General features: G+C 59.9%; 22 protein-coding genes and 1 pseudogene. 15 read left to right on the top strand and 8 right to left on the bottom strand.

The window, feature by feature from the left end; all coding sequences use genetic code 11:
• Window positions 1-140: 140 nt before the first annotated feature.
• Both rpmG and rpmB read right to left on the bottom strand, forming a co-directional pair.
• Window positions 141-296 carry a 50S ribosomal protein L33 gene (rpmG, locus tag AC3WMV_RS12595; RefSeq protein WP_003177274.1) on the bottom strand — a complete coding sequence of 52 codons (156 nt, stop codon included), beginning with the start codon at window positions 294-296 and terminating at the stop codon, window positions 141-143.
• 11 nt (window positions 297-307) lie between these two features.
• Window positions 308-541 (bottom strand): 50S ribosomal protein L28, encoded by a 234-nt coding sequence (rpmB, locus tag AC3WMV_RS12590; protein WP_003229474.1) that lies wholly within the window; start codon window positions 539-541, stop codon window positions 308-310.
• A gap of 445 nt (window positions 542-986) precedes the next feature.
• Between rpmB and AC3WMV_RS12585 the strand changes: the two genes are divergently transcribed.
• Entirely contained in the window at window positions 987-2573 is a 1587-nt protein-coding gene (locus tag AC3WMV_RS12585; RefSeq protein ID WP_096796086.1) for an ABC transporter substrate-binding protein, read from the top strand.
• 134 nt (window positions 2574-2707) lie between these two features.
• Here AC3WMV_RS12585 and radC read toward each other — a convergent pair whose 3' ends face one another.
• A complete protein-coding gene (gene radC / locus AC3WMV_RS12580) occupies window positions 2708-3382 on the bottom strand; it encodes a RadC family protein (RefSeq protein WP_027610412.1) in 675 nt (224 codons plus the stop codon).
• A 136-nt stretch (window positions 3383-3518) separates the two neighbouring features.
• On the opposite strand from radC, the gene coaBC reads away from it, so the two are divergent.
• From coaBC to argB, 4 genes and pseudogenes are all read left to right on the top strand, one after another.
• Window positions 3519-4727, top strand: coding sequence for a bifunctional phosphopantothenoylcysteine decarboxylase/phosphopantothenate--cysteine ligase CoaBC (gene coaBC / locus AC3WMV_RS12575; protein ID WP_103369705.1), 1209 nt, complete (start codon window positions 3519-3521; stop codon window positions 4725-4727).
• Between the two features lie 5 nt (window positions 4728-4732).
• Window positions 4733-5188: a dUTP diphosphatase gene (gene dut / locus AC3WMV_RS12570; protein ID WP_103369704.1), complete on the top strand. Its 456-nt coding sequence runs from the start codon at window positions 4733-4735 to the stop codon at window positions 5186-5188.
• 324 nt (window positions 5189-5512) lie between these two features.
• Window positions 5513-6889, top strand: a pseudogene (locus AC3WMV_RS12565) (phosphomannomutase/phosphoglucomutase); the annotation flags it as partial.
• Between the two features lie 17 nt (window positions 6890-6906).
• Complete coding sequence (gene argB / locus AC3WMV_RS12560; protein ID WP_003229488.1) at window positions 6907-7812, top strand: acetylglutamate kinase; 906 nt, start codon at window positions 6907-6909, stop codon at window positions 7810-7812.
• 165 nt (window positions 7813-7977) lie between these two features.
• On the opposite strand, the gene pyrE is transcribed toward argB, so the two are convergent.
• Window positions 7978-8622 (bottom strand): orotate phosphoribosyltransferase, encoded by a 645-nt coding sequence (gene pyrE / locus AC3WMV_RS12555; protein WP_103369702.1) that lies wholly within the window; start codon window positions 8620-8622, stop codon window positions 7978-7980.
• 82 nt (window positions 8623-8704) lie between these two features.
• On the opposite strand from pyrE, the gene crc reads away from it, so the two are divergent.
• Complete coding sequence (gene crc, locus AC3WMV_RS12550; RefSeq protein WP_003229491.1) at window positions 8705-9484, top strand: catabolite repression control protein Crc; 780 nt, start codon at window positions 8705-8707, stop codon at window positions 9482-9484.
• A 78-nt stretch (window positions 9485-9562) separates the two neighbouring features.
• Here crc and gltS read toward each other — a convergent pair whose 3' ends face one another.
• The 3 genes from gltS to rph form a co-directional block, all read right to left on the bottom strand.
• The gene (gltS, locus tag AC3WMV_RS12545; RefSeq protein ID WP_103369701.1) at window positions 9563-10771 is read right to left on the bottom strand and encodes a sodium/glutamate symporter; all 1209 of its coding nucleotides are present in this window, start codon (window positions 10769-10771) and stop codon (window positions 9563-9565) included.
• A gap of 390 nt (window positions 10772-11161) precedes the next feature.
• Entirely contained in the window at window positions 11162-11530 is a 369-nt protein-coding gene (locus AC3WMV_RS12540; protein ID WP_003229492.1) for a DUF4870 domain-containing protein, read from the bottom strand.
• Window positions 11531-11559: 29 nt separating this feature from the next.
• The gene (gene rph, locus AC3WMV_RS12535; RefSeq protein ID WP_027610407.1) at window positions 11560-12282 is read right to left on the bottom strand and encodes a ribonuclease PH; all 723 of its coding nucleotides are present in this window, start codon (window positions 12280-12282) and stop codon (window positions 11560-11562) included.
• Between the two features lie 270 nt (window positions 12283-12552).
• Between rph and AC3WMV_RS12530 the strand changes: the two genes are divergently transcribed.
• The 6 genes from AC3WMV_RS12530 to AC3WMV_RS12505 all read left to right on the top strand — a co-directional run bounded on the left by AC3WMV_RS12530 (window position 12553) and on the right by AC3WMV_RS12505 (window position 17860).
• Entirely contained in the window at window positions 12553-13416 is an 864-nt protein-coding gene (locus AC3WMV_RS12530; protein WP_047596795.1) for a YicC/YloC family endoribonuclease, read from the top strand.
• Between the two features lie 10 nt (window positions 13417-13426).
• The gene (gmk, locus tag AC3WMV_RS12525; protein ID WP_003229498.1) at window positions 13427-14047 is read left to right on the top strand and encodes a guanylate kinase; all 621 of its coding nucleotides are present in this window, start codon (window positions 13427-13429) and stop codon (window positions 14045-14047) included.
• A 167-nt stretch (window positions 14048-14214) separates the two neighbouring features.
• Window positions 14215-14478: a DNA-directed RNA polymerase subunit omega gene (rpoZ, locus tag AC3WMV_RS12520; protein WP_003229503.1), complete on the top strand. Its 264-nt coding sequence runs from the start codon at window positions 14215-14217 to the stop codon at window positions 14476-14478.
• 57 nt (window positions 14479-14535) lie between these two features.
• On the top strand, window positions 14536-16641 hold the full coding sequence (gene spoT / locus AC3WMV_RS12515) for a bifunctional GTP diphosphokinase/guanosine-3',5'-bis pyrophosphate 3'-pyrophosphohydrolase (RefSeq protein ID WP_007920338.1): 2106 nt from the start codon (window positions 14536-14538) through the stop codon (window positions 16639-16641).
• A gap of 24 nt (window positions 16642-16665) precedes the next feature.
• Window positions 16666-17046 carry a RidA family protein gene (locus tag AC3WMV_RS12510; RefSeq protein ID WP_103369700.1) on the top strand — a complete coding sequence of 127 codons (381 nt, stop codon included), beginning with the start codon at window positions 16666-16668 and terminating at the stop codon, window positions 17044-17046.
• Between the two features lie 73 nt (window positions 17047-17119).
• A complete protein-coding gene (locus AC3WMV_RS12505) occupies window positions 17120-17860 on the top strand; it encodes a putative periplasmic lipoprotein (RefSeq protein ID WP_027610405.1) in 741 nt (246 codons plus the stop codon).
• 137 nt (window positions 17861-17997) lie between these two features.
• Here the strand turns inward: AC3WMV_RS12505 and AC3WMV_RS12500 are convergent, their stop codons facing one another.
• Complete coding sequence (locus AC3WMV_RS12500; protein ID WP_103369699.1) at window positions 17998-18855, bottom strand: SDR family oxidoreductase; 858 nt, start codon at window positions 18853-18855, stop codon at window positions 17998-18000.
• A gap of 188 nt (window positions 18856-19043) precedes the next feature.
• On the opposite strand from AC3WMV_RS12500, the gene exbB reads away from it, so the two are divergent.
• From exbB to AC3WMV_RS12485, 3 genes are read left to right on the top strand one after another with little or no spacing between them, the layout of a single operon-like run.
• A complete protein-coding gene (gene exbB / locus AC3WMV_RS12495; protein WP_103369698.1) occupies window positions 19044-20000 on the top strand; it encodes a tonB-system energizer ExbB in 957 nt (318 codons plus the stop codon).
• A gap of 6 nt (window positions 20001-20006) precedes the next feature.
• Window positions 20007-20435 carry a TonB system transport protein ExbD gene (gene exbD, locus AC3WMV_RS12490; protein ID WP_047297280.1) on the top strand — a complete coding sequence of 143 codons (429 nt, stop codon included), beginning with the start codon at window positions 20007-20009 and terminating at the stop codon, window positions 20433-20435.
• Window positions 20432-21181, top strand: coding sequence for an energy transducer TonB family protein (locus AC3WMV_RS12485; RefSeq protein WP_095137707.1), 750 nt, complete (start codon window positions 20432-20434; stop codon window positions 21179-21181). The genes exbD and AC3WMV_RS12485 overlap by 4 nt, the downstream gene beginning before the upstream one ends.
• Window positions 21182-21243 lie beyond the last annotated feature (62 nt).

Here is a 21243-nt window from a genome sequence, read left to right as displayed (position 1 = left end):
GCTCCGCCTTTTTCCGGTATCCATTGAATCCTCCTGAAGATTGGTCAGAAGGTGTAAACCTTATTCAGGACGCGACACAGGCAACAAAAAAGGCCCGCATCTCACGATACGGGCCTTTTTCGTAAGTCGGGAAAAATCAATTACTTGATTTTGCCTTCCTTGTAGATCACGTGCTTGCGAACAACCGGATCATATTTCTTGATCTCGATTTTGTCCGGGGTAGTACGCTTGTTCTTGTCGGTAGTGTAGAAGTGACCAGTACCGGCGCTCGAGATCAAACGAATCAATTCACGCATGATTAGCTCCCTTAAATCTTGCCATCGCGGCGAAGTTCGGCGAGCACGACACTGATGCCACGCTTGTCGATGATGCGCATGCCTTTGGCAGATACGCGCAGACGCACAAAACGTTTCTCTTCTTCAACCCAGAAGCGGTGATGCTGCAGGTTCGGCAGGAAACGACGACGGGTTTTGTTGTTTGCGTGGGAAATGTTATTCCCGGTTACCGGACCCTTACCGGTAACTTGACATACTCTCGACATGCCTCAGCCCTCTAAAACCACATGCCCAACCCGGCATGGGTTGGCCGCTTAATCTCTCAGTCATTTGGCGCCAGGCGCCGCGTTTCTTTAGAGGTCTTACCGGCTACACCTACAGTGAAGGAACCGGGCCCCTAGAAAAGAGCGCTGCTTTATACCAGAAAGACCGGGGTGCAACAACAATGGATGTGCAATCGACCGGTAAAAAGGCGCATTTTCCGCCTGCAGACGCTTTGGATAAAGGCTGAGGCGAGTTTTGACCACTCGTCGCAGAAAACCGCTCTAACAGACGTTTTCGACTTTTCCTCGTGCACCGTGGTCTGAAAAACGTCACTGGGCTGCCCCAAAAATGCAAAAAGGGGATAGTCATTTGCAATCCAGCCCTCTAGGGTAACCCTTTTCCAGACTGCACCTGCAGATGGCCTTCGATCTGTAAAGGAAGCCGACCATGCGCCTCGCTGCCCTACCCCTGTTGCTCGCCCCGCTTCTGCTGAGCCCCCTGGCCCAGGCTGCCGCCCTGAGCGTGTGCACCGAGGCCAGCCCTGAAGGGTTCGACGTGGTGCAATACAACTCGCTGACCACCACCAATGCCTCGGCCGACGTGCTGATGAATCGCTTGGTGGACTTCGACACCGCCAGTGGCAAAGTCGTGCCGAGCCTGGCCGACAGCTGGGAAGTCAGCACCGACGGCCTGACTTATGTGTTCAAGCTGCACCCGCAGGTGAAGTTTCACAGCACTGACTATTTCAAGCCGACCCGTACCCTGAGCGCCGAAGACGTCAAATTCAGCTTCGACCGCATGCTCGATCCGGCCAACCCATGGCACAAAGTGGCGCAAAGCGGCTTCCCGCACGCCCAGTCCATGCAGTTGCCGGCGCTGATCAAGAAGATCGACGCGCTTGACCCGCTGACCGTGCGCTTTACCCTCGACCACCCGGACTCGACGTTCCTCGCGACCCTGAGCATGGGCTTCGCCTCCATCTATTCCGCCGAATACGCCGACAAGCTGCTCAAGGCCGACGCCACCGACAAGCTCAACAGCCAGCCGATCGGCACCGGTCCGTTCGTGTTCACACGCTTCCAGAAAGACGCCTCTGTGCGCTACAAGGCCAACCCGGACTATTTCGGCGGCAAGCCGGCGGTCGACCCGCTGATCTTCGCCATCACCCCGGACGCCAACGTGCGCCTGCAAAAGCTGCGGCGCAACGAGTGCCAGATCGCCCTGTCGCCAAAACCGCTGGACGTGAAGGCTGCGCAGGAAGAGCCGACGCTGAAAGTAGAAAAGACTGACGCGTTCATGACCGCTTTCGTCGGCATCAACAGCCAGCATCCACCGCTGGACAAGCCGGAAGTGCGCCAGGCGATCAACCTCGCCTTCGACAAGGCCAACTACGTCAAAGCCGTGTTCGAAGACACCGCCGAACCCGCCAATGGCCCTTACCCGCCGAACACCTGGAGCTACGCGAAGAACCTGCCGGGCTATCCGCACGACGTGGCCAAAGCCAAAGCGTTGCTGGCCAAGGCCGGACTCAAGGACGGCTTCCAGACCACCATCTGGACGCGTCCGTCCGGCAGTCTGCTTAACCCGAATCCGAGTCTGGGCGCGCAATTGCTGCAATCGGATCTGGCGGAAATCGGCATTCAGGCGGAAATCCGCGTGATCGAGTGGGGCGAACTGATTCGCCGCGCCAAGGCTGGCGAGCATGACCTGCTGTTCATGGGCTGGGCCGGCGACAACGGCGACCCGGATAACTTCCTCACGCCGCAGTTTTCCTGCGCGGCGGTCAAATCCGGCACCAACTTCGCCCGCTACTGCAATGCCGACCTGGACAAGTTGATCAGCGCCGGCAAGACCACCAGTGAGCAAGGCGTGCGCACCAAACTGTACGAACAGGCACAGGCGCAGATTCAGCAGCAGGCGCTGTGGTTGCCGCTGGCACACCCGACCGCTTATGCGCTGACGCGCAAGGATGTGCAGGGTTACTCGGTGAGCCCGTTCGGGCGGCAGGACTACTCCAAGGTCAACCTGAAATAACCTTCCACAACACAGCCCCCTGTGGGAGCGGGCTCGCTCGCGAAGGCGTCGGATCAGCCAACATTTTTAGTGACTGACACATCGCCTTCGCGAGCAAGCCCGCTCCCACAGGGGTTGGTGTTTGTTGTTGAAAGCTACATCCAGCCACACTCCGCCATCGACAGCGGCTCGCCGTCGCCAATGATGAAGTGATCCAGCACCCGTACATCAATCAGGTCCAGAGCCTTCTGCAAGCGCTTGGTCAGTTGTCGATCCGCCTGGCTCGGATCGCTGTTCCCCGACGGGTGGTTGTGGCAGAGAATCACCGCCGCCGCGTTGTTGGCCAATGAGCGTTTCACCACTTCCCGAGGATGCACGCTGGTGTTATCGATCGAGCCGCGAAACAGTGCCTCGAACGTCAGTACTTGATGCTTGGAGTCGAGAAACAGGCAGCCGAACACCTCGTGGGGCTCATGGCGCAGCATGGATTTCAGATAGTCCCGAACTGCCTGCGGATTCTCCAGTGCTGGCTTTTTACGCATGCACTCGGCCAGATGTCGCCGCCCCATTTCCAGCACCGCCTGCAACTGCGCGAATTTCGCAGGCCCCAATCCCAACTGTCCGCTGAACGCCGCAAGATCGGCCTCCAGCAACGCGCGCAGGCTGCCGAATTGCGTCAACAGGTGTCGCGCCAGATCCACCGCGCTTTTTCCCGTGACCCCGGTTCGAAGAAAAATCGCCAGCAACTCGGCGTCCGAAAGACTTCCCGAGCCCTGTTCAAGCAGCTTCTCCCGCGGCCGCTCCGCCGCAGGCCAATCGCGAATACTCATACACCTTCCTTGTCTGTGGGCGCCGCTGTTCCGTAGCGGTCGCTGTGATATCGTAGCCCATCTTTTTTGCGGGCGAATTCACCCTGGGGAGGGGGTTTCGCCACGTATGTCACCCACGAAATGTAAAGGCAGACCTATGCAGCGGCTGTATCGGAAACGCATCGTTCTGGGCGTCGGCGGCGGCATTGCGGCCTACAAGAGCGCCGATCTGGTTCGTCGCCTGATTGACCAGGGCGCCGAAGTGCGCGTGGTCATGACCCATGGCGGCGCCGAGTTCATCACCCCGCTGACCATGCAGGCCCTGTCCGGGCACCCGGTTCACCTCGACTTGCTCGACCCGGCCGCCGAAGCGGCGATGGGCCACATCGAACTGGCCAAATGGGCCGATCTGGTGCTGATCGCCCCGGCCACTGCCGACCTGATTGCGCGTCTGGCCCAAGGCATCGCCAACGATCTGCTGACAACTCTGGTGCTGGCCACCGACGCCGTGGTGGCCGTCGCGCCAGCAATGAATCAGGCGATGTGGCGCGATCCGGCAACCCAAGCCAACCTGAAAATCCTTGAAAGCCGTGGCCTGAAGACTTTCGGCCCGGCCTCTGGCAGCCAGGCCTGCGGCGACGTCGGCATGGGCCGGATGATGGAAGCCACCGATCTGGCGCAGTGCGCGGCGGACTGCTTCCAGCGTCAGGCGCTGACCGGCAAGCACGTGGTGATCACCGCCGGCCCGACTCAGGAAAACATCGACCCGGTGCGCTACATCACCAACCACAGCTCCGGAAAAATGGGCTTCGCTCTGGCCGAAGCCGCGGTGGAAGCCGGCGCCCGCGTGACCCTGATCAGCGGCCCGGTGCACCTGCCGACGCCGGATCGCGTCACGCGCATCGATGTGGTCAGTGCCCGCGACATGCTTGCAGCGTGCGAATCGGCCATCCCGTGTGATGTGTTCATCGCCTCGGCAGCGGTGGCGGACTACCGTCCGGAAGTCGTTGCCCCGCAAAAACTCAAGAAAGACCCTACAAGCGGCGACGGCTTCGTCCTGCAAATGGTGCGTAACCCGGACATCTTGGCCACCATCGCGACCCGTCCCGACCGTCCGTTCAGTGTCGGCTTCGCCGCCGAGACCGAACACCTGCTCGACTACGCTGCACGCAAGCTGAAAGACAAGAATCTCGATTTGATCGTCGCCAACGACGTGGCCAACCCGAGCATCGGTTTCAACAGCGAAGAAAACGCCTGCAGCGTGATCGACCGTGAGCTTCATGCCACTGTTTTCGCCCAGACCAGCAAGAGCAAGATCGCTCGCCAACTGGTCACTTTTATCGCCGAACGTCTGAACCAGGTTTAATTTACATGCACGCTTTGCAAGCCAAGATCCTCGACCCACGCATCGGTACCGAATTCCCGCTGCCGCAATACGCCACCCCAGGCTCCGCCGGCCTCGACCTGCGCGCCATGCTGGAACAGGACATCGTGATAAAGCCGGGTGAAACCGTGCTGATCCCTACCGGTCTGTCGGTCTACATCGGCGACCCGAACCTCGCCGCACTGATCCTGCCGCGCTCGGGCATGGGCCATAAGCACGGCATCGTGCTGGGCAACCTCGTCGGCCTGATCGACTCGGATTATCAGGGCCCGCTGATGGTGTCCTGCTGGAACCGTGGCCAGAACGACTTCACCATGACCGTCGGCGAGCGTCTGGCGCAACTGGTGTTGGTGCCGGTGGTGCAGACGCATTTCGAAATGGTTGAAGAGTTCGTCGAAACCGAACGCGGCGCGGGCGGATTTGGCCATACCGGCACTAAATAACCGAATACCCTCCTGTAGGAGCTGCCGCAGGCTGCGATCTTTTGACTTTGTTTTTTCTGGATCAAGATCAAAAGATCGCAGCCTGCGGCAGCTCCTACAGGAGAAATTTGTGCAGATTCAAGCAGAAGGTTTACCGCCAGAAATCAAGGTTTTGCCGGCCGCAGGCCACGCCAGACGAGGCGTCATGGCCCTTTCACACCACGAACTCTCTGCGGAAAACGCCGTCATACCCTTCAGTTTGAGCCTGCCGCCGAGTGAATCGTCGGTGTGTCCCGCCACTTTCGAGATGGAGCATTTGTGCAGATGAGCACCCCCGCCAAGATCGCCCCGAAGCTTCCCGACAGCATCTTCCGCGCCTATGACATTCGCGGCACCGTGCCGGAATTCCTCAATGCCGAAACCGCTTACTGGATCGGCCGCGCCATCGGCTCACAGAGCCTGGCCCAAGGTGAACCGAATGTTTCCGTCGGTCGCGACGGTCGCCTGTCCGGCCCGGAGCTGGTTGCAGAACTGATCCGCGGTATCGCCGAGAGCGGCTGCCACGTCAGCGACGTCGGCCTGGTCCCGACGCCTGCGCTGTATTACGCGGCGAACGTATTGGCCGGCAAGTCTGGGGTGATGCTCACCGGCAGCCATAACCCGTCGAACTACAACGGCTTCAAGATCGTGATCGCCGGCGACACCCTCGCCAACGAGCAGATCCAGGTGCTGCACGAGCGCATCAAGACCAATGACCTGACCAGCGGTCAGGGCAGCGTGACCCAGGTCGAAATCCTCGACCGCTACACCACCGAAATCGTCCAGGACGTCAAACTGGCCCGACGTCTGAAAGTCGTGGTCGACTGCGGCAACGGCGCGGCCGGCGTGATTGCCCCGCAACTGATCGAAGCGCTGAACTGCGAAGTCATCCCGCTGTTCTGCGAAGTCGACGGCAACTTCCCCAACCACCACCCGGATCCGGGCAAGCCCGAGAACCTCGTCGACCTGATCGCCAAGGTCAAGGAAACCAATGCCGACCTCGGTCTGGCCTTCGACGGCGATGGCGACCGCGTCGGCGTGGTGACCAACACCGGCAGCATCGTCTACCCGGACCGCCTGCTGATGCTGTTCGCCCGCGACGTGGTGGCGCGCAATCCGGACGCGGAAATCATCTTCGACGTCAAATGCACCCGCCGCCTGGTGCCGCTGATCAAGGAATACGGCGGTCGCCCGCTAATGTGGAAGACTGGCCATTCGTTGATCAAAAAGAAAATGAAACAATCCGGTGCTCTATTGGCCGGTGAGATGAGCGGGCACATCTTCTTCAAGGAACGCTGGTTCGGTTTCGACGACGGTATCTACAGCGCCGCACGGCTGCTGGAGATCCTCAGCAAGGAAAAATCCACCGCCGAAGAGCTGTTTGCGACCTTCCCGAACGATATTTCTACGCCGGAAATCAATATCCATGTGACCGAAGAGAGCAAATTCAGCATCATTGATGCATTGCACGACGCACAGTGGGGCGCAGGCGCCGACCTGACCACCATCGACGGCGTGCGAGTCGATTACGCCAAAGGCTGGGGCCTGGTACGCGCCTCCAACACCACTCCGGTGCTGGTGCTGCGCTTCGAGGCCGATGACGAGGCTGAATTGCAGCGCATCAAGGACGTGTTCCACGCCCAACTGAAACGCGTTGCACCTGATCTCCAACTACCGTTCTGATTCACCCGGAGCCCTGAATGACCCTCGAACGCGAAGCCGCCGCCCACACCGCCCAGGTCCTGTCCGAAGCGTTGCCTTACATCCGACGTTATGTCGGCAAGACCCTGGTGATCAAATACGGCGGCAACGCGATGGAAAGCGAGGAGCTGAAAACCGGCTTCGCCCGCGACATCGTCTTGATGAAGGCCGTGGGCATCAACCCGGTGGTGGTTCACGGTGGCGGCCCGCAGATCGGTGATCTGCTCAAGCGCCTGTCGATCGAAAGCCACTTCGTCGATGGCATGCGCGTCACCGACGCCGCGACCATGGACGTGGTGGAAATGGTCCTCGGCGGTCAGGTCAACAAAAGCATCGTCAACCTGATCAACCGTCACGGCGGCAGCGCCATCGGCCTGACCGGTAAAGACGCCGGGCTGATTCGTGCGAAGAAACTGACCGTCACCCGCCAGACCCCGGAGATGACACAGCCGGAAATCATCGACATCGGTCAAGTGGGCGAAGTGGTCGGGATCAACACCGAGCTGCTGAACCTGCTGGTCAAAGGCAACTTCATCCCGGTGATCGCGCCAATCGGCGTGGGTGAGAACGGCGAGTCGTACAACATCAACGCCGACCTGGTGGCCGGTAAAGTCGCCGAAGCGCTGAAAGCCGAGAAGCTGATGCTGCTGACCAACATCGCCGGCCTGATGGACAAGTCCGGCACCGTGTTGACCGGCCTGAGCACCCAGCAGGTCGACGATCTGATCGCCGACGGCACCATCTACGGCGGCATGCTGCCGAAGATCCGCTGTGCACTGGAAGCGGTTCAGGGCGGTGTTGGCAGCTCGCTGATCATCGACGGCCGCGTACCGAACGCGATCCTGCTGGAAATCTTCACCGACACCGGTGTGGGCACGCTGATCAGCAATCGCAAGCGTCCGTAAGCCGTCGCGGAAACGAAAAGACCCCGCTCAGCCTGACTGAGCGGGGTCTTTTTTTGCCTGCAATCCCTGTAGGAGCTGCCGCAGGCTGCGATCTTTTGATGTTTTGCTTTCAAAAAACAAGATCAAAAGATCGCAGCCTTCGGCAACTCCTACAAGGGCAGCGCGTCAGACGCCGAACTGGGCGCGGTACGCTTCCACGGCTGGCAGATGCTGCTTGAGCTGCGGATCGTCGGCGAGGAATTCCAGCACCTGATTCAGCGAAACGATGCTGATCACCGGAATACCGAAGTCACGCTCGACTTCCTGGATCGCCGACAATTCACCGTTGCCACGCTCCTGACGGTTCAGGGCGATCAGCACCCCGGCCGCCTTGGCGCCCTCTTGGGAAGCGATGATCTGCATCACTTCGCGGATCGCAGTGCCGGCAGTGATCACGTCGTCGATGATCAGCACGTCACCGGTCAGCGGCGCGCCGACCAGGCTGCCGCCTTCGCCGTGGGCCTTGGCTTCCTTGCGGTTGAAGCACCATGGCAGGTCACGGTTGTGGTGTTCGGCCAACGCGACAGCGGTGGTGGCTGCCAGCGGGATGCCTTTGTAGGCCGGGCCAAACAATACGTCGAAAGGAATGCCGCTTTCGGCGATGGCTGCCGCGTAGAAACGCCCCAGCTGCGCCAGGGCCGAACCCGAGTTGAACAGGCCGGCATTGAAGAAGTAAGGACTGGTGCGCCCGGACTTCAGGGTGAACTCACCGAAGCGCAAAACGCCGCGATCGATGGCAAAACGAATGAAATCGCGCTGATACGCTTGCATGAAAAAAACCCCAAATACCACGGATTTAGCTAATTAGCTTGACGCCGTGTATCATACACGCACGCGATTTTTGGGGCCATTTATGCGGATCATCAGTGTGAACGTCAATGGTATTCAGGCTGCAGTCGAGCGTGGTTTGCTCAGTTGGCTGCAAGCACAGAATGCCGACGTCATCTGCCTGCAGGACACCCGTGCCTCCGCCTTTGAACTGGATGACCCAGCCTTCCAACTGGATGGCTACTTCCTTTATGCCTGCGATGCTGAAGTCCCTGCCCAAGGTGGCGTGGCTTTGTATTCGCGGTTGCAACCGAAGGCTGTCATCAGCGGTCTCGGTTTCGAGACGGCCGACCGCTACGGGCGCTACCTGCAAGCAGATTTCGACAAAGTCAGTATTGCCACCTTGCTGCTTCCTTCGGGGATGAACGGCGATGAGGACTTGAACCAGAAGTTCAAGCTCATGGACGACTTCGGCAAGTACCTGGACAAACAGCGGCGTAAACGTCGCGAGTACATTTATTGTGGCTCGCTGTACGTTGCGCAGCAGAAGCTCGACATCAAGAACTGGCGCGACAGCCAGCAATCCCCGGGCTTCCTGGCGCCAGAACGCGCCTGGATGGACGAGATTGTCGGCAACATGGGCTACGTCGATGCCCTGCGCGAAGTCAGCCGCGAAGGCGACCAATACAGCTGGTGGCCGGACAACGAGCAGGCCGAGATGCTCAATCTGGGCTGGCGCTTCGACTACCAGCTGCTGACCCCGGGCTTGCGCCGTTTCGTACGCAGCGCACGCCTGCCACGTCAGCCACGGTTCTCGCAGCACGCGCCGCTGATCGTCGACTACGACTGGACGCTGACCATATAAGCGTCGATCCGTCGTTAAAAAATGCCCGTATCGCGAGATACGGGCATTTTTTATGCCGCGCCTGAAGCCGTCCTGACCTCAGACGGCGACAAAAAACGGCAAGGCCAGGTAAAGCTTGATGACGATCACGTTGATGATGTCGATGAAGAATGCACCGACCATCGGCACCACCAGAAACGCAATCTGCGAAGGCCCGAAACGCTGCGTCACCGCCTGCATGTTGGCAATGGCCGTTGGCGTTGCGCCCAGGCCAAAACCGCAATGCCCTGCCGCCAGGACCGCCGCGTCGTAGTTACTGCCCATCACTCTGAATGTCACAAAAATCGCAAACAGCGCCATGACCAACGTTTGCGCAGCCAGGATGATGAATATCGGCAGTGCCAACGCTGCCAGATCCCAGAGTTTGAGAGACATCAAGGCAATTGCCAGAAACAGCGACAGGCTGACATTACCCAGCACCGACACTTCCCGCTCGAATACCTGATACAGGCCCAGCGCCGACAGCCCATTACGCAGCACCACTCCCACGAACAAAACGCAGACAAACGTCGGCAACTCGAATGCGGTTCCGTGCAGAACACCATTCAGCAGATTGCCAACCAATAAACTCACCGCAATCAATGCCAGTGTCTCGATAAACGAAAAGGGCGTGATCGAACGCTCCTTGTTCGGCTGCTCAAAACCCTTTGGCATCCGTGGCGTTTGTTGAGGCTGGCAACCGGGCACCGCAACGCGCTTGATGAGCAGGCGAGCCACCGGCCCACCAATCAAACCGCCCAGGACCAGGCCGAAGGTTGCCGAGGCGATTGCAAGCTCGGAGGCCGAAGCGAGGCCGTACTTTTCACTGAATACCGTGCCCCACGCCGCCCCCGTACCGTGACCGCCCGCAAGCGTGATTGAACCCGTCAGGAGCCCCATCAACGGATCAAGACCCAACGTTGTGGCAAGGCCAATGCCCAACGCGTTCTGAACCAACAAAAGTCCGGTAACCGCCAGTAGAAATATGCCGACTACGCGACCACCCTTCTTCAGGCTGGCAAAGTCTGCGCTCAAACCGATTGTGGCAAAGAACGCCAACATCAACGGCGTCTGCAGTGAAGTATCAAATCTGATTTCTATATCAAAAATTCGCAACATCAATAAACCCAGCGCAACCACCAGTCCACCGGCGACGGGTTCAGGGATATTGTAATTACGCAGAAAACCGACTCGTGCAATAAGTCCGCGCCCCAGTAATAGCACCAGAGAGGCGGCCACGAGCGTTCCATAAAAATCGAGCTGGATCATTGGGGATATTCTTGGCTATTTATTCATCAGGCGCACTTTTTACCCGCGCACACCCATTGAATCGGCTGATTGTCTCAACACTGATTGATTTGGAATTCAAGGGCCTTCGATGGCTTGAATATATCGAGATATTTCTGAAGCAACGTTGCGCGGAGCAACCTTAACAATCGACAAGTCTTGTTGCCAAGGACTGAGATCGCGTTAAAGCGTTGCAGTTGTGACTAAAAGTGTAGGCGTTAAATATATAAAAAATATCCACTACCGCTTGTCGCAGATAGAACTGTTCCTACACGAAAGAGTAATTATTCGAGTTGCAAAAACACAAATGCCCTGACAAGTCAGGGCATTTAAATTAAAACTTTGCGAGTCACGGAGGCTTTGCATTGATCGTTATTTGATCAGTCGCCAAGTGAACGGATAACGATAGGGAAAGCCTTCGTTCGCTTTCACCCCGGCAATGATCGTCAGCACCAATGCGCCGATGGCCAGCAGGCCCAGCAAGAAGAAGCCGATGATCAACACCATCAGCAGCAGACAGATCGCGGCGGCAATCGCCACGGTGATCTGAAAATTCAGCGCTTCCTTGCCCTGAGCGTCAATGAACGGATCGGTTTCGCGCTTCATCTGCCACAGGATCAGCGGCCCGATCAGGTTGCCGAACGGAATCCAGATCCCCAGCAAGGCGGACAAGTGACAAAACATCGCCCATTGGCGAACCTCCTGGCTCGGCTTGGGCAGCAACTCTTGCTCATCACTCATCACGTCCTCCTTGCGGGTTGCGAACCTGCTCAGTCGGCCAGTGCAGCCTTTTGCAGTTCGAAGATTTCGTTCATGCCTTTCTTCGCCAGTTCCAGCATGGCGTTCAGATCTTCAGGCTGGAACGGCGCGCCTTCGGCGGTGCCCTGGACTTCGATGAAGCCACCGGTGCTGGTCATCACCACGTTGAGGTCGGTCTCGGCGGCGGAATCTTCAAGATAGTCCAGATCCAGCACTGGCTCGCCCTGATACATGCCGACCGACACCGCGCCGATCATTTGCTTGAGCGGGTCGCCGCCTTTCAGGCCGCCGCGCTTCTTGATCACTTTCAGTGCATCAACCAGGGCCACCATGGCGCCAGTGATGGAGGCGGTGCGGGTGCCACCGTCAGCCTGGATCACGTCGCAGTCGACGTACAGGGTCACATCGCCCAGCTTGGACATGTCCAGCGCAGCGCGTAGCGAACGGCCGATCAGGCGCTGGATTTCCAGGGTGCGGCCGCCCTGCTTGCCACGGCTCGCTTCACGCTGGTTACGCTCGCCAGTGGCGCGCGGCAGCATGCCGTACTCGGCGGTCAACCAGCCCTGGCCCTGGCCTTTGAGGAAACGCGGCACGCCGTTTTCGACGCTGACGGTGCAGATGACCTTGGTATCACCGAATTCGACCAGTACGGATCCCTCGGCGTGTTTGGTGTAGTTGCGGGTAATGCGGATCGAGCGAAGCTGATCGGCAGCGCGACCACTTGGACGTTTCATAGGGAATACCTGTACTGGGGACGGAAAACTGCCGAGCATTATAGAGCGCTGCACCGCGCCTGGGCACGGGTTAAAAATTCCGGCCGTCGACCCAGGGCCCTGAAACGCGCATAACCGACGGCCTGCAGCCCTTTGTCACACCGTGTGTTTGGGCGCATCCGCCGCACTGCGCTACAATCCTGCGCCTTTGCTGCCAGTCGGCTTAAATTCATTGATATCGAGCCTGCGGAACATCCCTTCTGCGCCGATTTGCATTGCGAGGTCACCGCCATGGTGCACAGCATGACCGCCTTCGCCCGCGTCGAGAAAGCCGGCGTCCAGGGCACCCTGAGCTGGGAGCTGCGCTCGGTCAACAGCCGCTATCTGGAACCGCACCTGCGCCTGCCGGAGTCGTTCCGCGACCTCGAGGGCGCCGTGCGTGAAGCCCTGCGTCAGGGCCTGTCGCGGGGCAAACTGGAATGCACCCTGCGCTTCACCGAAGAAAGCACCGGCAAGCCGTTGCAGGTCGACCGCGAGCGCGCCGCGCAACTGGTCGCCGCCGCCGAAACCGTTGCCGGCCTGATCAAGAACCCGGCAGCACTCAACCCGCTGGAAGTGCTGGCCTGGCCCGGCGTGCTGGTGGCCGACGCCACTGATCCACAAGCGCTGAACGCCGATGCGCTGGCGCTGTTCAATCAAGGTCTCAAGGAACTCAAGGCCGGCCGCGAGCGCGAAGGCGCGGAGTTGGCACGCCTGATCAACGAGCGCCTGACTTCCATTGAAGAGGACGTCGTGACCTTGCGTGAACTGGTGCCGCAGATGCTCGCGACCCAGCGTCAGAAAGTCCTCGACCGCTTCACCGACATGAAGGCCGAACTGGATCCGCAGCGCCTGGAACAGGAAATGGTCATGCTCGCGCAAAAGAGCGATGTGGCCGAAGAACTGGATCGCTTGAGCACTCACATCATCGAAGTTCGCCGGGTGCTCAAGTCCGGCGGTGCCGCCGGTCGGCGCCTGGATTTCCTGATGCAGGAGCTCAACCGCGAAGCCAACACACTGGGCTCCAAGGCCTTCGACCCGCGCAGCACCCAGGCCGCCGTCAACCTCAAGGTGTTGATCGAGCAGATGCGCGAACAAGTGCAGAATATTGAGTAAGGCAACAGACATGACCCACAGCACCGGCACCCTGTACATCATTTCCGCGCCATCGGGCGCAGGCAAGAGCAGCCTGGTCAAGGCTTTGACCGATGCCAATCCGGAGATCCGCGTCTCGATCTCCCACACCACCCGCGCCATGCGTCCGGGTGAAGTGGACGGCGTGAACTATCACTTCGTGACTCGCGAAGAGTTCGTGAAGATGGGCGAGCACGGCGATTTCCTCGAACGCGCCGAAGTCTTCGGCAACTTCTATGGCACCTCACAAAGCCGCCTGCAGCAGACGCTGGACGAAGGTCACGACCTGATTCTGGAAATCGACTGGCAAGGCGCCGAACAAGTGCGCAAGCTGATGCCGCAAGCACGCTCGATCTTCATCCTGCCGCCGTCGCTGCAGGCCCTGCACCAGCGCCTGACCAACCGTGGCCAGGACAGTGACGAGATCATTGATGGCCGGATGCGCGAAGCCGTCAGCGAGATGAGCCACTATGTCGAGTACGACTATCTGATCATCAACGACGATTTCGCCCATGCACTGGACGATCTGAAGGCGATTTTCCGCGCCAATCAGCTGCAACAGAAACGCCAGCAGGTACGTTTCGGCAAATTACTGGCCGAACTACTGGGTTAATCAGCACTTCCCAAAACCGCTGCAAGCGCTTTACATTGGTGCTTGCAGCGCGTTGAAGGGTCTGGTCAAAAAATCAGCGCTTCCCTAATCGCTGGTGATTTTTTAAACTGCTCAGTCCGCTCGCCCAACCGGGCAGCGCGCATATTGCATTCGCTCCGAGGAATACCATGGCCCGCGTAACCGTTGAAGACTGCCTAGAACACGTGGAAAACCGCTTTGAGCTGGTCATGCTCTCTACCAAGCGTGCCCGTCAACTGGCCACCGGCGGCAAAGAGCCACTGGTCCAGTGGGAAAACGACAAGCCGACCGTTGTCGCCCTGCGTGAAATCGCAGAAGGCCTGATGAGCTACGAGTTCATCGCCGAGCAGGAAATCGTCCACGAAGACCCGGTCTTCGCTGCGTTCGAGGACGAGTCCAACGAGGCCGTCTAAGCCTATGCCTGGTCGACGTAGCACGGCGCGGGAACACAGCCTACGGCAGGAGTCATCATGCCGAGCATAGACGCCCTCGCCGATCGCTTATCGACCTACCTCGGCAATGACCAGGTCAACCTGGTCCGCCGAGCGTATTTCTACGCCGAACAAGCCCATGACGGTCAGCGCCGTCGCAGCGGCGAGGCGTACGTCACGCACCCTCTTGCGGTGGCGAATATTCTTGCCGACATGCACATGGACCATCAGAGCCTGATGGCCGCGATGCTGCATGACGTGATCGAAGACACCGGTATCGCCAAAGAGGCGCTGCAAGCGCAGTTCGGTGAAACCGTGGCCGAACTGGTCGACGGGGTCAGCAAACTGACCCAGATGAACTTCGAGACCAAGGCCGAGGCCCAGGCCGAAAACTTCCAGAAAATGGCCATGGCCATGGCGCGCGACATTCGCGTGATCCTGGTCAAACTTGCCGACCGCCTGCACAACATGCGCACGCTGGAAGTGCTGTCCGGGGAAAAACGCCGCCGGATCGCCAAGGAAACCCTCGAAATCTATGCGCCCATCGCCAACCGGCTGGGCATGCACGCCATTCGTATCGAATTCGAAGACCTCGGCTTCAAGGCGATGCACCCGATGCGTTCGGCGCGGATCTACCAGGCGGTCAAGCGCGCCCGGGGCAACCGCAAGGAAATCGTCAACAAGATCGAAGAGTCCCTCGGCCACTGCCTCGCGATCGACGGCATCCAGGGCGAAGTCAGCGGTCGCCAGAAACACCTCTACGGCATCTACAAGAAAATGCGCGGCAAGCGTCGGGCCTTCAACGAGATCATGGACGTCTATGCGTTCCGGATCATCGTCGACAAGGTCGATACCTGCTACCGCGTGCTGGGTGCTGTGCATAATTTGTACAAACCGTTGCCGGGACGCTTCAAGGATTACATCGCGATTCCCAAGGCCAACGGCTATCAGTCGCTGCACACCACGCTGTTTGGCATGCACGGCGTACCGATCGAGATCCAGATCCGCACCCGCGAAATGGAAGAAATGGCCAACAACGGCATTGCCGCACACTGGCTGTACAAATCCAGCGGTGACGAGCAGCCGAAAGGCACCCATGCCCGCGCCCGCCAATGGGTCAAAGGTGTGCTGGAAATGCAGCAACGTGCCGGCAACTCGCTGGAATTCATCGAGAGTGTGAAGATTGACCTGTTCCCGGACGAGGTCTACGTGTTCACGCCCAAAGGCCGGATCATGGAGCTGCCCAAAGGCTCCACGGCGGTCGACTTTGCCTATGCGGTGCACACCGACGTCGGCAACAGCTGCATCGCCTGCCGGATCAACCGCCGCCTCGCACCGCTGTCCGAACCGCTGCAAAGCGGCTCCACGGTCGAGATCGTCAGCGCACCGGGCGCGCGGCCGAACCCGGCGTGGCTCAACTTCGTGGTCACCGGCAAGGCACGTACGCACATCCGCCATGCGCTGAAACTGCAACGTCGTTCCGAATCCATCAGCCTCGGCGAACGCCTGCTGAACAAGGTGCTCAACGGTTTCGACAGCTCACTGGAGAAGATCCCGGCCGAGCGCGTCAAGGCGATGCTCACCGAATACCGCCTCGAACTGATTGAAGATTTGCTCGAAGACATTGGTCTGGGCAACCGCATGGCCTATGTCGTGGCGCGCCGCCTGCTTGGCGAAGGCGAACAGCTTCCGAGCCCGGAAGGCCCGTTGGCGATTCGCGGTACCGAAGGCCTGGTGCTCAGTTACGCCAAATGCTGCACGCCGATCCCCGGCGACCCGATTGTCGGGCACCTGTCGGCGGGCAAAGGCATGGTCGTGCACCTGGACAACTGCCGCAACATCAGCGAAATCAGGCACAACCCGGAAAAATGCATCCAGCTTTCGTGGGCCAAGGATGTCACCGGCGAATTCAACGTCGAGCTGCGCGTCGAGCTGGAACACCAGCGCGGCCTGATCGCCCTGCTGGCCAGCAGCGTCAACGCGGCCGACGGCAATATCGAGAAAATCAGCATGGACGAGCGCGATGGCCGCATCAGCGTCGTCCAGCTGGTGGTCAGCGTCCACGACCGTGTGCACCTGGCCCGCGTGATCAAGAAACTGCGCGCCCTGACCGGGGTCATCCGCATCACCCGCATGCGTGCCTAATTCACACCTAACAAGGAGTCATACATGACCAAGACTGTTATCACCAGCGACAAGGCCCCAGCCGCCATCGGTACCTACTCCCAGGCGATCAAGGCCGGCAACACTGTCTACATGTCGGGCCAGATTCCTCTGGATCCAAAGACCATGGAACTGGTTGAAGGCTTCGAAGCCCAGACCGTCCAGGTGTTCGAGAACCTCAAAGCCGTGGCTGAAGCCGCTGGCGGTTCGTTCAAGGACATCGTCAAGCTGAACATCTTCCTCACCGACCTGAGCCACTTCGCCAAGGTCAACGAGATCATGGGCAAGTACTTCGATCAGCCGTACCCGGCCCGCGCCGCCATCGGCGTTGCTGCCCTGCCGAAGGGTTCGCAGGTCGAAATGGATGCCATCCTGATCATCGAGTAATGCGCACGGCGCAGCCTTCAAACGCTGCGCCGACTGCTCTGCGGTAAAGAAAAGGTTTTGAAAGGATTCCACCATGCGCAAAGCGCTTGCTCTCTCGCTGCTCGCCATTTTCCTCGGCGGCTGTGCCAGCGACCCCGCCGACCGTGACATCAGCGGCACCTGGATCAACCAGGTGGCGATCGACGCTGCTGCCAAGGGCGGCCCCCTGCGCGAAGCGCTTCAGGCCTATGGCCCGAACCTGGAGTGGGACGTCAACACCAAGGCCGGTCAGGCCCGCTACACCAACGGTTTCGAGAACGTCGAAGGACGGCTGCAGGGCGAACAGTCCGGCGCCTGGAAAGTCGACTTCTATGGCAGCTCCGGCAGTGAGCTGAAACGCGACGGCGGCCGGATGAAACAAGCCGCCACCGAGAACGAGCCGGATCAGTTGTTCGACCGTGCGCAAATCCCCGTACCGGAAGGCGCGCCAATCGGCGCCAGCTTCGAACGCGCACTGTATTCGGCCTATCTGGGCGGCAGCTGGAAGATCGCCAGCGGCGACGGCGAAGGCAACACCGTGCAGTTCCAGGCCGACGGCCAAGTGTCCGGTCTGCCCGGCGCCGACCGCTATGCCCTGTGCCTGGCAGGCGACTGCGCCTCGATGAACAGCGACCACGACAGCATGTGGCTGCAACTCAACGGCCAGGGCAACAACTGGATCTTTGCCCGCAAAGGCAAGGCGCTGGAGATTTTCCAGGCAGTGAATACCGCACTGGCGGATGAAATGCCGCAGTTCACCCCGGGTGAACGCAAGTGGTTGCTTGAAAAGCAATAACCACACCTGAGAACAACACGTAACCCTGTGGGAGCGGGCTTGCTCGCGAAGAGGGTGTGTCAGTCGACATCAATGTTGCCTGACACACCCTCTTCGCGAGCAAGCCCGCTCCCACAGTGGTTTGTGGCGTTAGAAGGTCAGCATTTGCCTTCAAGAATCGCCGCATAGCCTTCACGGTAACTCGGATACTTCGGCGTCCAGCCCAGTGCCTTCGCCCGGGCATTGCTGCAGCGCTTGCTGCCGGTGCGGCGTACGCTGGCGTCTTCCGCCCAATCGGTGACACCCAGATACTCGCGCAGCCAGGCGACCACTTCGGCCAGCGGTGCCGGCGCATCGTCCACACCGATATAAACATCCTGCAACGGCGTGCCCTGATGAGCTGCCTGCAGCAGAAACGCCATCAGCCCCGCCGCGTCATCAGCATGAATGCGATTGCCGTATAGCGGCGGCTCGACCGCCACCCGATAACCGCGACGTACCTGGGTCAACAGCCATTCACGACCTGGGCCGTAAATACCGGTCAGGCGCACGATGCTCGCCGGGATACCGCTTTTCAGCGCCACTTGCTCAGCCTCAAGCATCACCCGCCCGGAGTATCCGCTGGCGACGGTCGCTGAATGCTCGTCGACCCACTCCCCTTCCTGCTGCCCGTACACACTGCTGCTGGAAACGAACAGCAGCCGCTCAGGGGTCTGCCCATAATCGTCCAGCCAGCTCAGCACGTTCTGCAAACCCTGCACGTAAGCCGCACGATAACCGGCTTCATCGTGATCGGTGGCCGCCGCGCAATACACCAGGTAATCCACCGCCCCGACCGGCCAGGTCTCCGGGCAATCTTCCTTGAACAGGTCACCGGCCACGCCGATGACGCCGTCCGGCAAGCGCGAAACATCACGGCGCAGACCATGCACCTCCCAGCCGGCAGCCAGCAATTGCTTAGCCAGACGACTGCCGACATCACCACAACCGGCAATCAAAACAGAAGGTGCGGACATCAAAAAACTCCCAAACGAAAGGAACAGACTAGCCCTCACAAAGGACGAACGGCTAGCAATCGAGGAAAAAAAGATACTCTATTACTTCTGTTAACAAGAATTACTTGCAATAATGCACCCCACTTTTGTTCTCGGCCTCACGAGGCCTGGAAGAGCATCAACCGTTTTCTACTTCAGGTCCGGCCAGCATGACACGTAATCAAAACCCCGCTTCGCCAACCAAACGACCTCGCGCCTTCAGCGCGGTGGCGGCCCTGCTGCTCAGCCTGATGCTGGCGCCGACCGCCGCCTTCGCCGATGCCCAGGCGCCAGCCGCCCCGGCTGCCACCGAACAACACGCACCTGCCGCCGCCGCGCCAGCCACCACCGATCCGGTGCAGGCGGTAGATGCCAGTCCGGCCGACGCGCCTGAAGCGCTCGAACCCGACAACAGCCTGGGCATGGCCCACGACCTGTCGCCATGGGGCATGTACCAGAACGCCGACATCATCGTGAAAATCGTGATGATCGGTCTGGCCATCGCTTCCATCATCACCTGGACCATCTGGATCGCCAAAGGCTTCGAGCTGATGGGCGCCAAGCGTCGTCTGCGTGGTGAAATCGGTGCCCTGAAAAAAGCCGCGACCCTCAAGGAAGCCAGCGCCACTGCGGCAAAGGAAGGCACCCTCGCCAACCTGCTGGTGCACGACGCCCTCGAAGAGATGCGCCTGTCGGTCAACAGCCGCGAGAAAGAAGGCATCAAGGAGCGCGTCAGCTTCCGTCTTGAGCGCCTCGTCGCAGCCTGTGGCCGTAACATGAGCAGCGGCACCGGCGTCCTCGCCACTATCGGCTCCACCGCGCCGTTCGTCGGCCTGTTCGGTACCGTGTGGGGCATCATGAACAGCTTCATCGGCATCGCCAAGACCCAGACCACCAACCTCGCCGTCGTGGCGCCGGGCATCGCCGAAGCGCTGCTGGCCACCGCGCTGGGCCTGGTTGCGGCGATTCCTGCGGTGGTGATCTACAACGTGTTCGCCCGCTCCATCGCCGGCTACAAGGCGCAGGTGTCCGACGCTTCGGCGCAGGTCCTGTTGCTGGTCAGCCGTGACCTCGATCACCAGCCTGAGCGCAGCAGCTCGCAACCACACATGGTGAAAGTGGGGTAATCGGCCATGGGCCTGCATTTGAAAGAAGGCGCAGACGACGATCTGGCCGAGAACCACGAAATCAACGTCACGCCGTTCATCGACGTGATGCTGGTGCTGCTGATTATTTTCATGGTGGCCGCGCCGCTGGCTACCGTGGACATCAAAGTCGACCTGCCGGCCTCGACCGCCAAACCGGCGCCGCGCCCGGAGAAACCGGTGTTCCTCAGCGTAAAAGCCGATCAGCGCCTGTACATCGGCGACGATGAAGTGAAAGCCGAAACCCTTGGCGCCGTGCTCGACGCCAAGACCCAGGGCAAGAAAGACACCACCATCTTCTTCCAGGCCGACAAGGGCGTGGACTACGGCGACCTGATGAGCGTGATGGATAAATTGCGTTCGGCCGGTTACCTGAAGGTCGGTCTGGTGGGCCTTGAGAGCGCAGCCAAGAAATGATCACGACGCGCCATAAGCTGACGCGTTACAGCGGTAGCCTGGCCGTGGTGCTGGGCGTTCACGCGCTGGCCATCGCGCTGGCGCTGAACTGGACCGCCCGCCCGCCCATCGAACTGCCGCCGCAGGCAATGATGGTCGAGCTGGCACCGGTTCCGACCCCGCCACCGCCTGCTCCGCCGAAAGTCGTCACACCGCCGCAGCCACCGGCTCCGGTCGAAGAGTTGCCGATTCCGAAACTGGCTGAAGCACCCAAGGCCGAGATTGCCGTACCGAAGCCCAAACCCAAGCCAAAGCCGAAACCGCAGCCGCCCAAACCGGTGGAGAAAAAACCGGAGCCGGTGAAGGAAAAACCTTCCGAGGAAAAACCGGCGGAGACGCAGCCGACCCAAGCCCCGACGGAGAAATCCGCCCAGCCGGCACCGGGACCGTCGCCCGCACAAATGGCCGCCAAGGCCAGCTGGCAAAACACCCTGCTCGCGCACTTGGGCAAGTACAAGAAGTATCCGGCCAGTGCGCAGGCTCGCGGCAAGGAAGGCTTGAACCGTCTGCGTTTCGTCGTCGACGCTGAAGGCAATGTGTTGTCGTTCGAACTGGTGGGCCGCTCGGGCAACGCCGATCTGGACCGGGCCACCCTGGAAATGATCCGCCGCGCACAACCGCTGCCCAAGCCACCGGCCGACATGCTCAACAACGGCTCGATCGAAATTGTCGCGCCGTTTGTGTACTCGCTGGATAAACGCCGCTGATCCATTGTGGGAGCGGGCTTGCTCGCGAAAGCGTCGTGTCAGTCGACATCCATGTATCTGAC

It is taken from the genome of Pseudomonas sp. FW305-3-2-15-E-TSA4, assembly GCF_058787295.1.
Note: the sequence above shows the minus strand (reverse complement) of the source record. Positions and strands in the feature narration are given on the sequence as shown.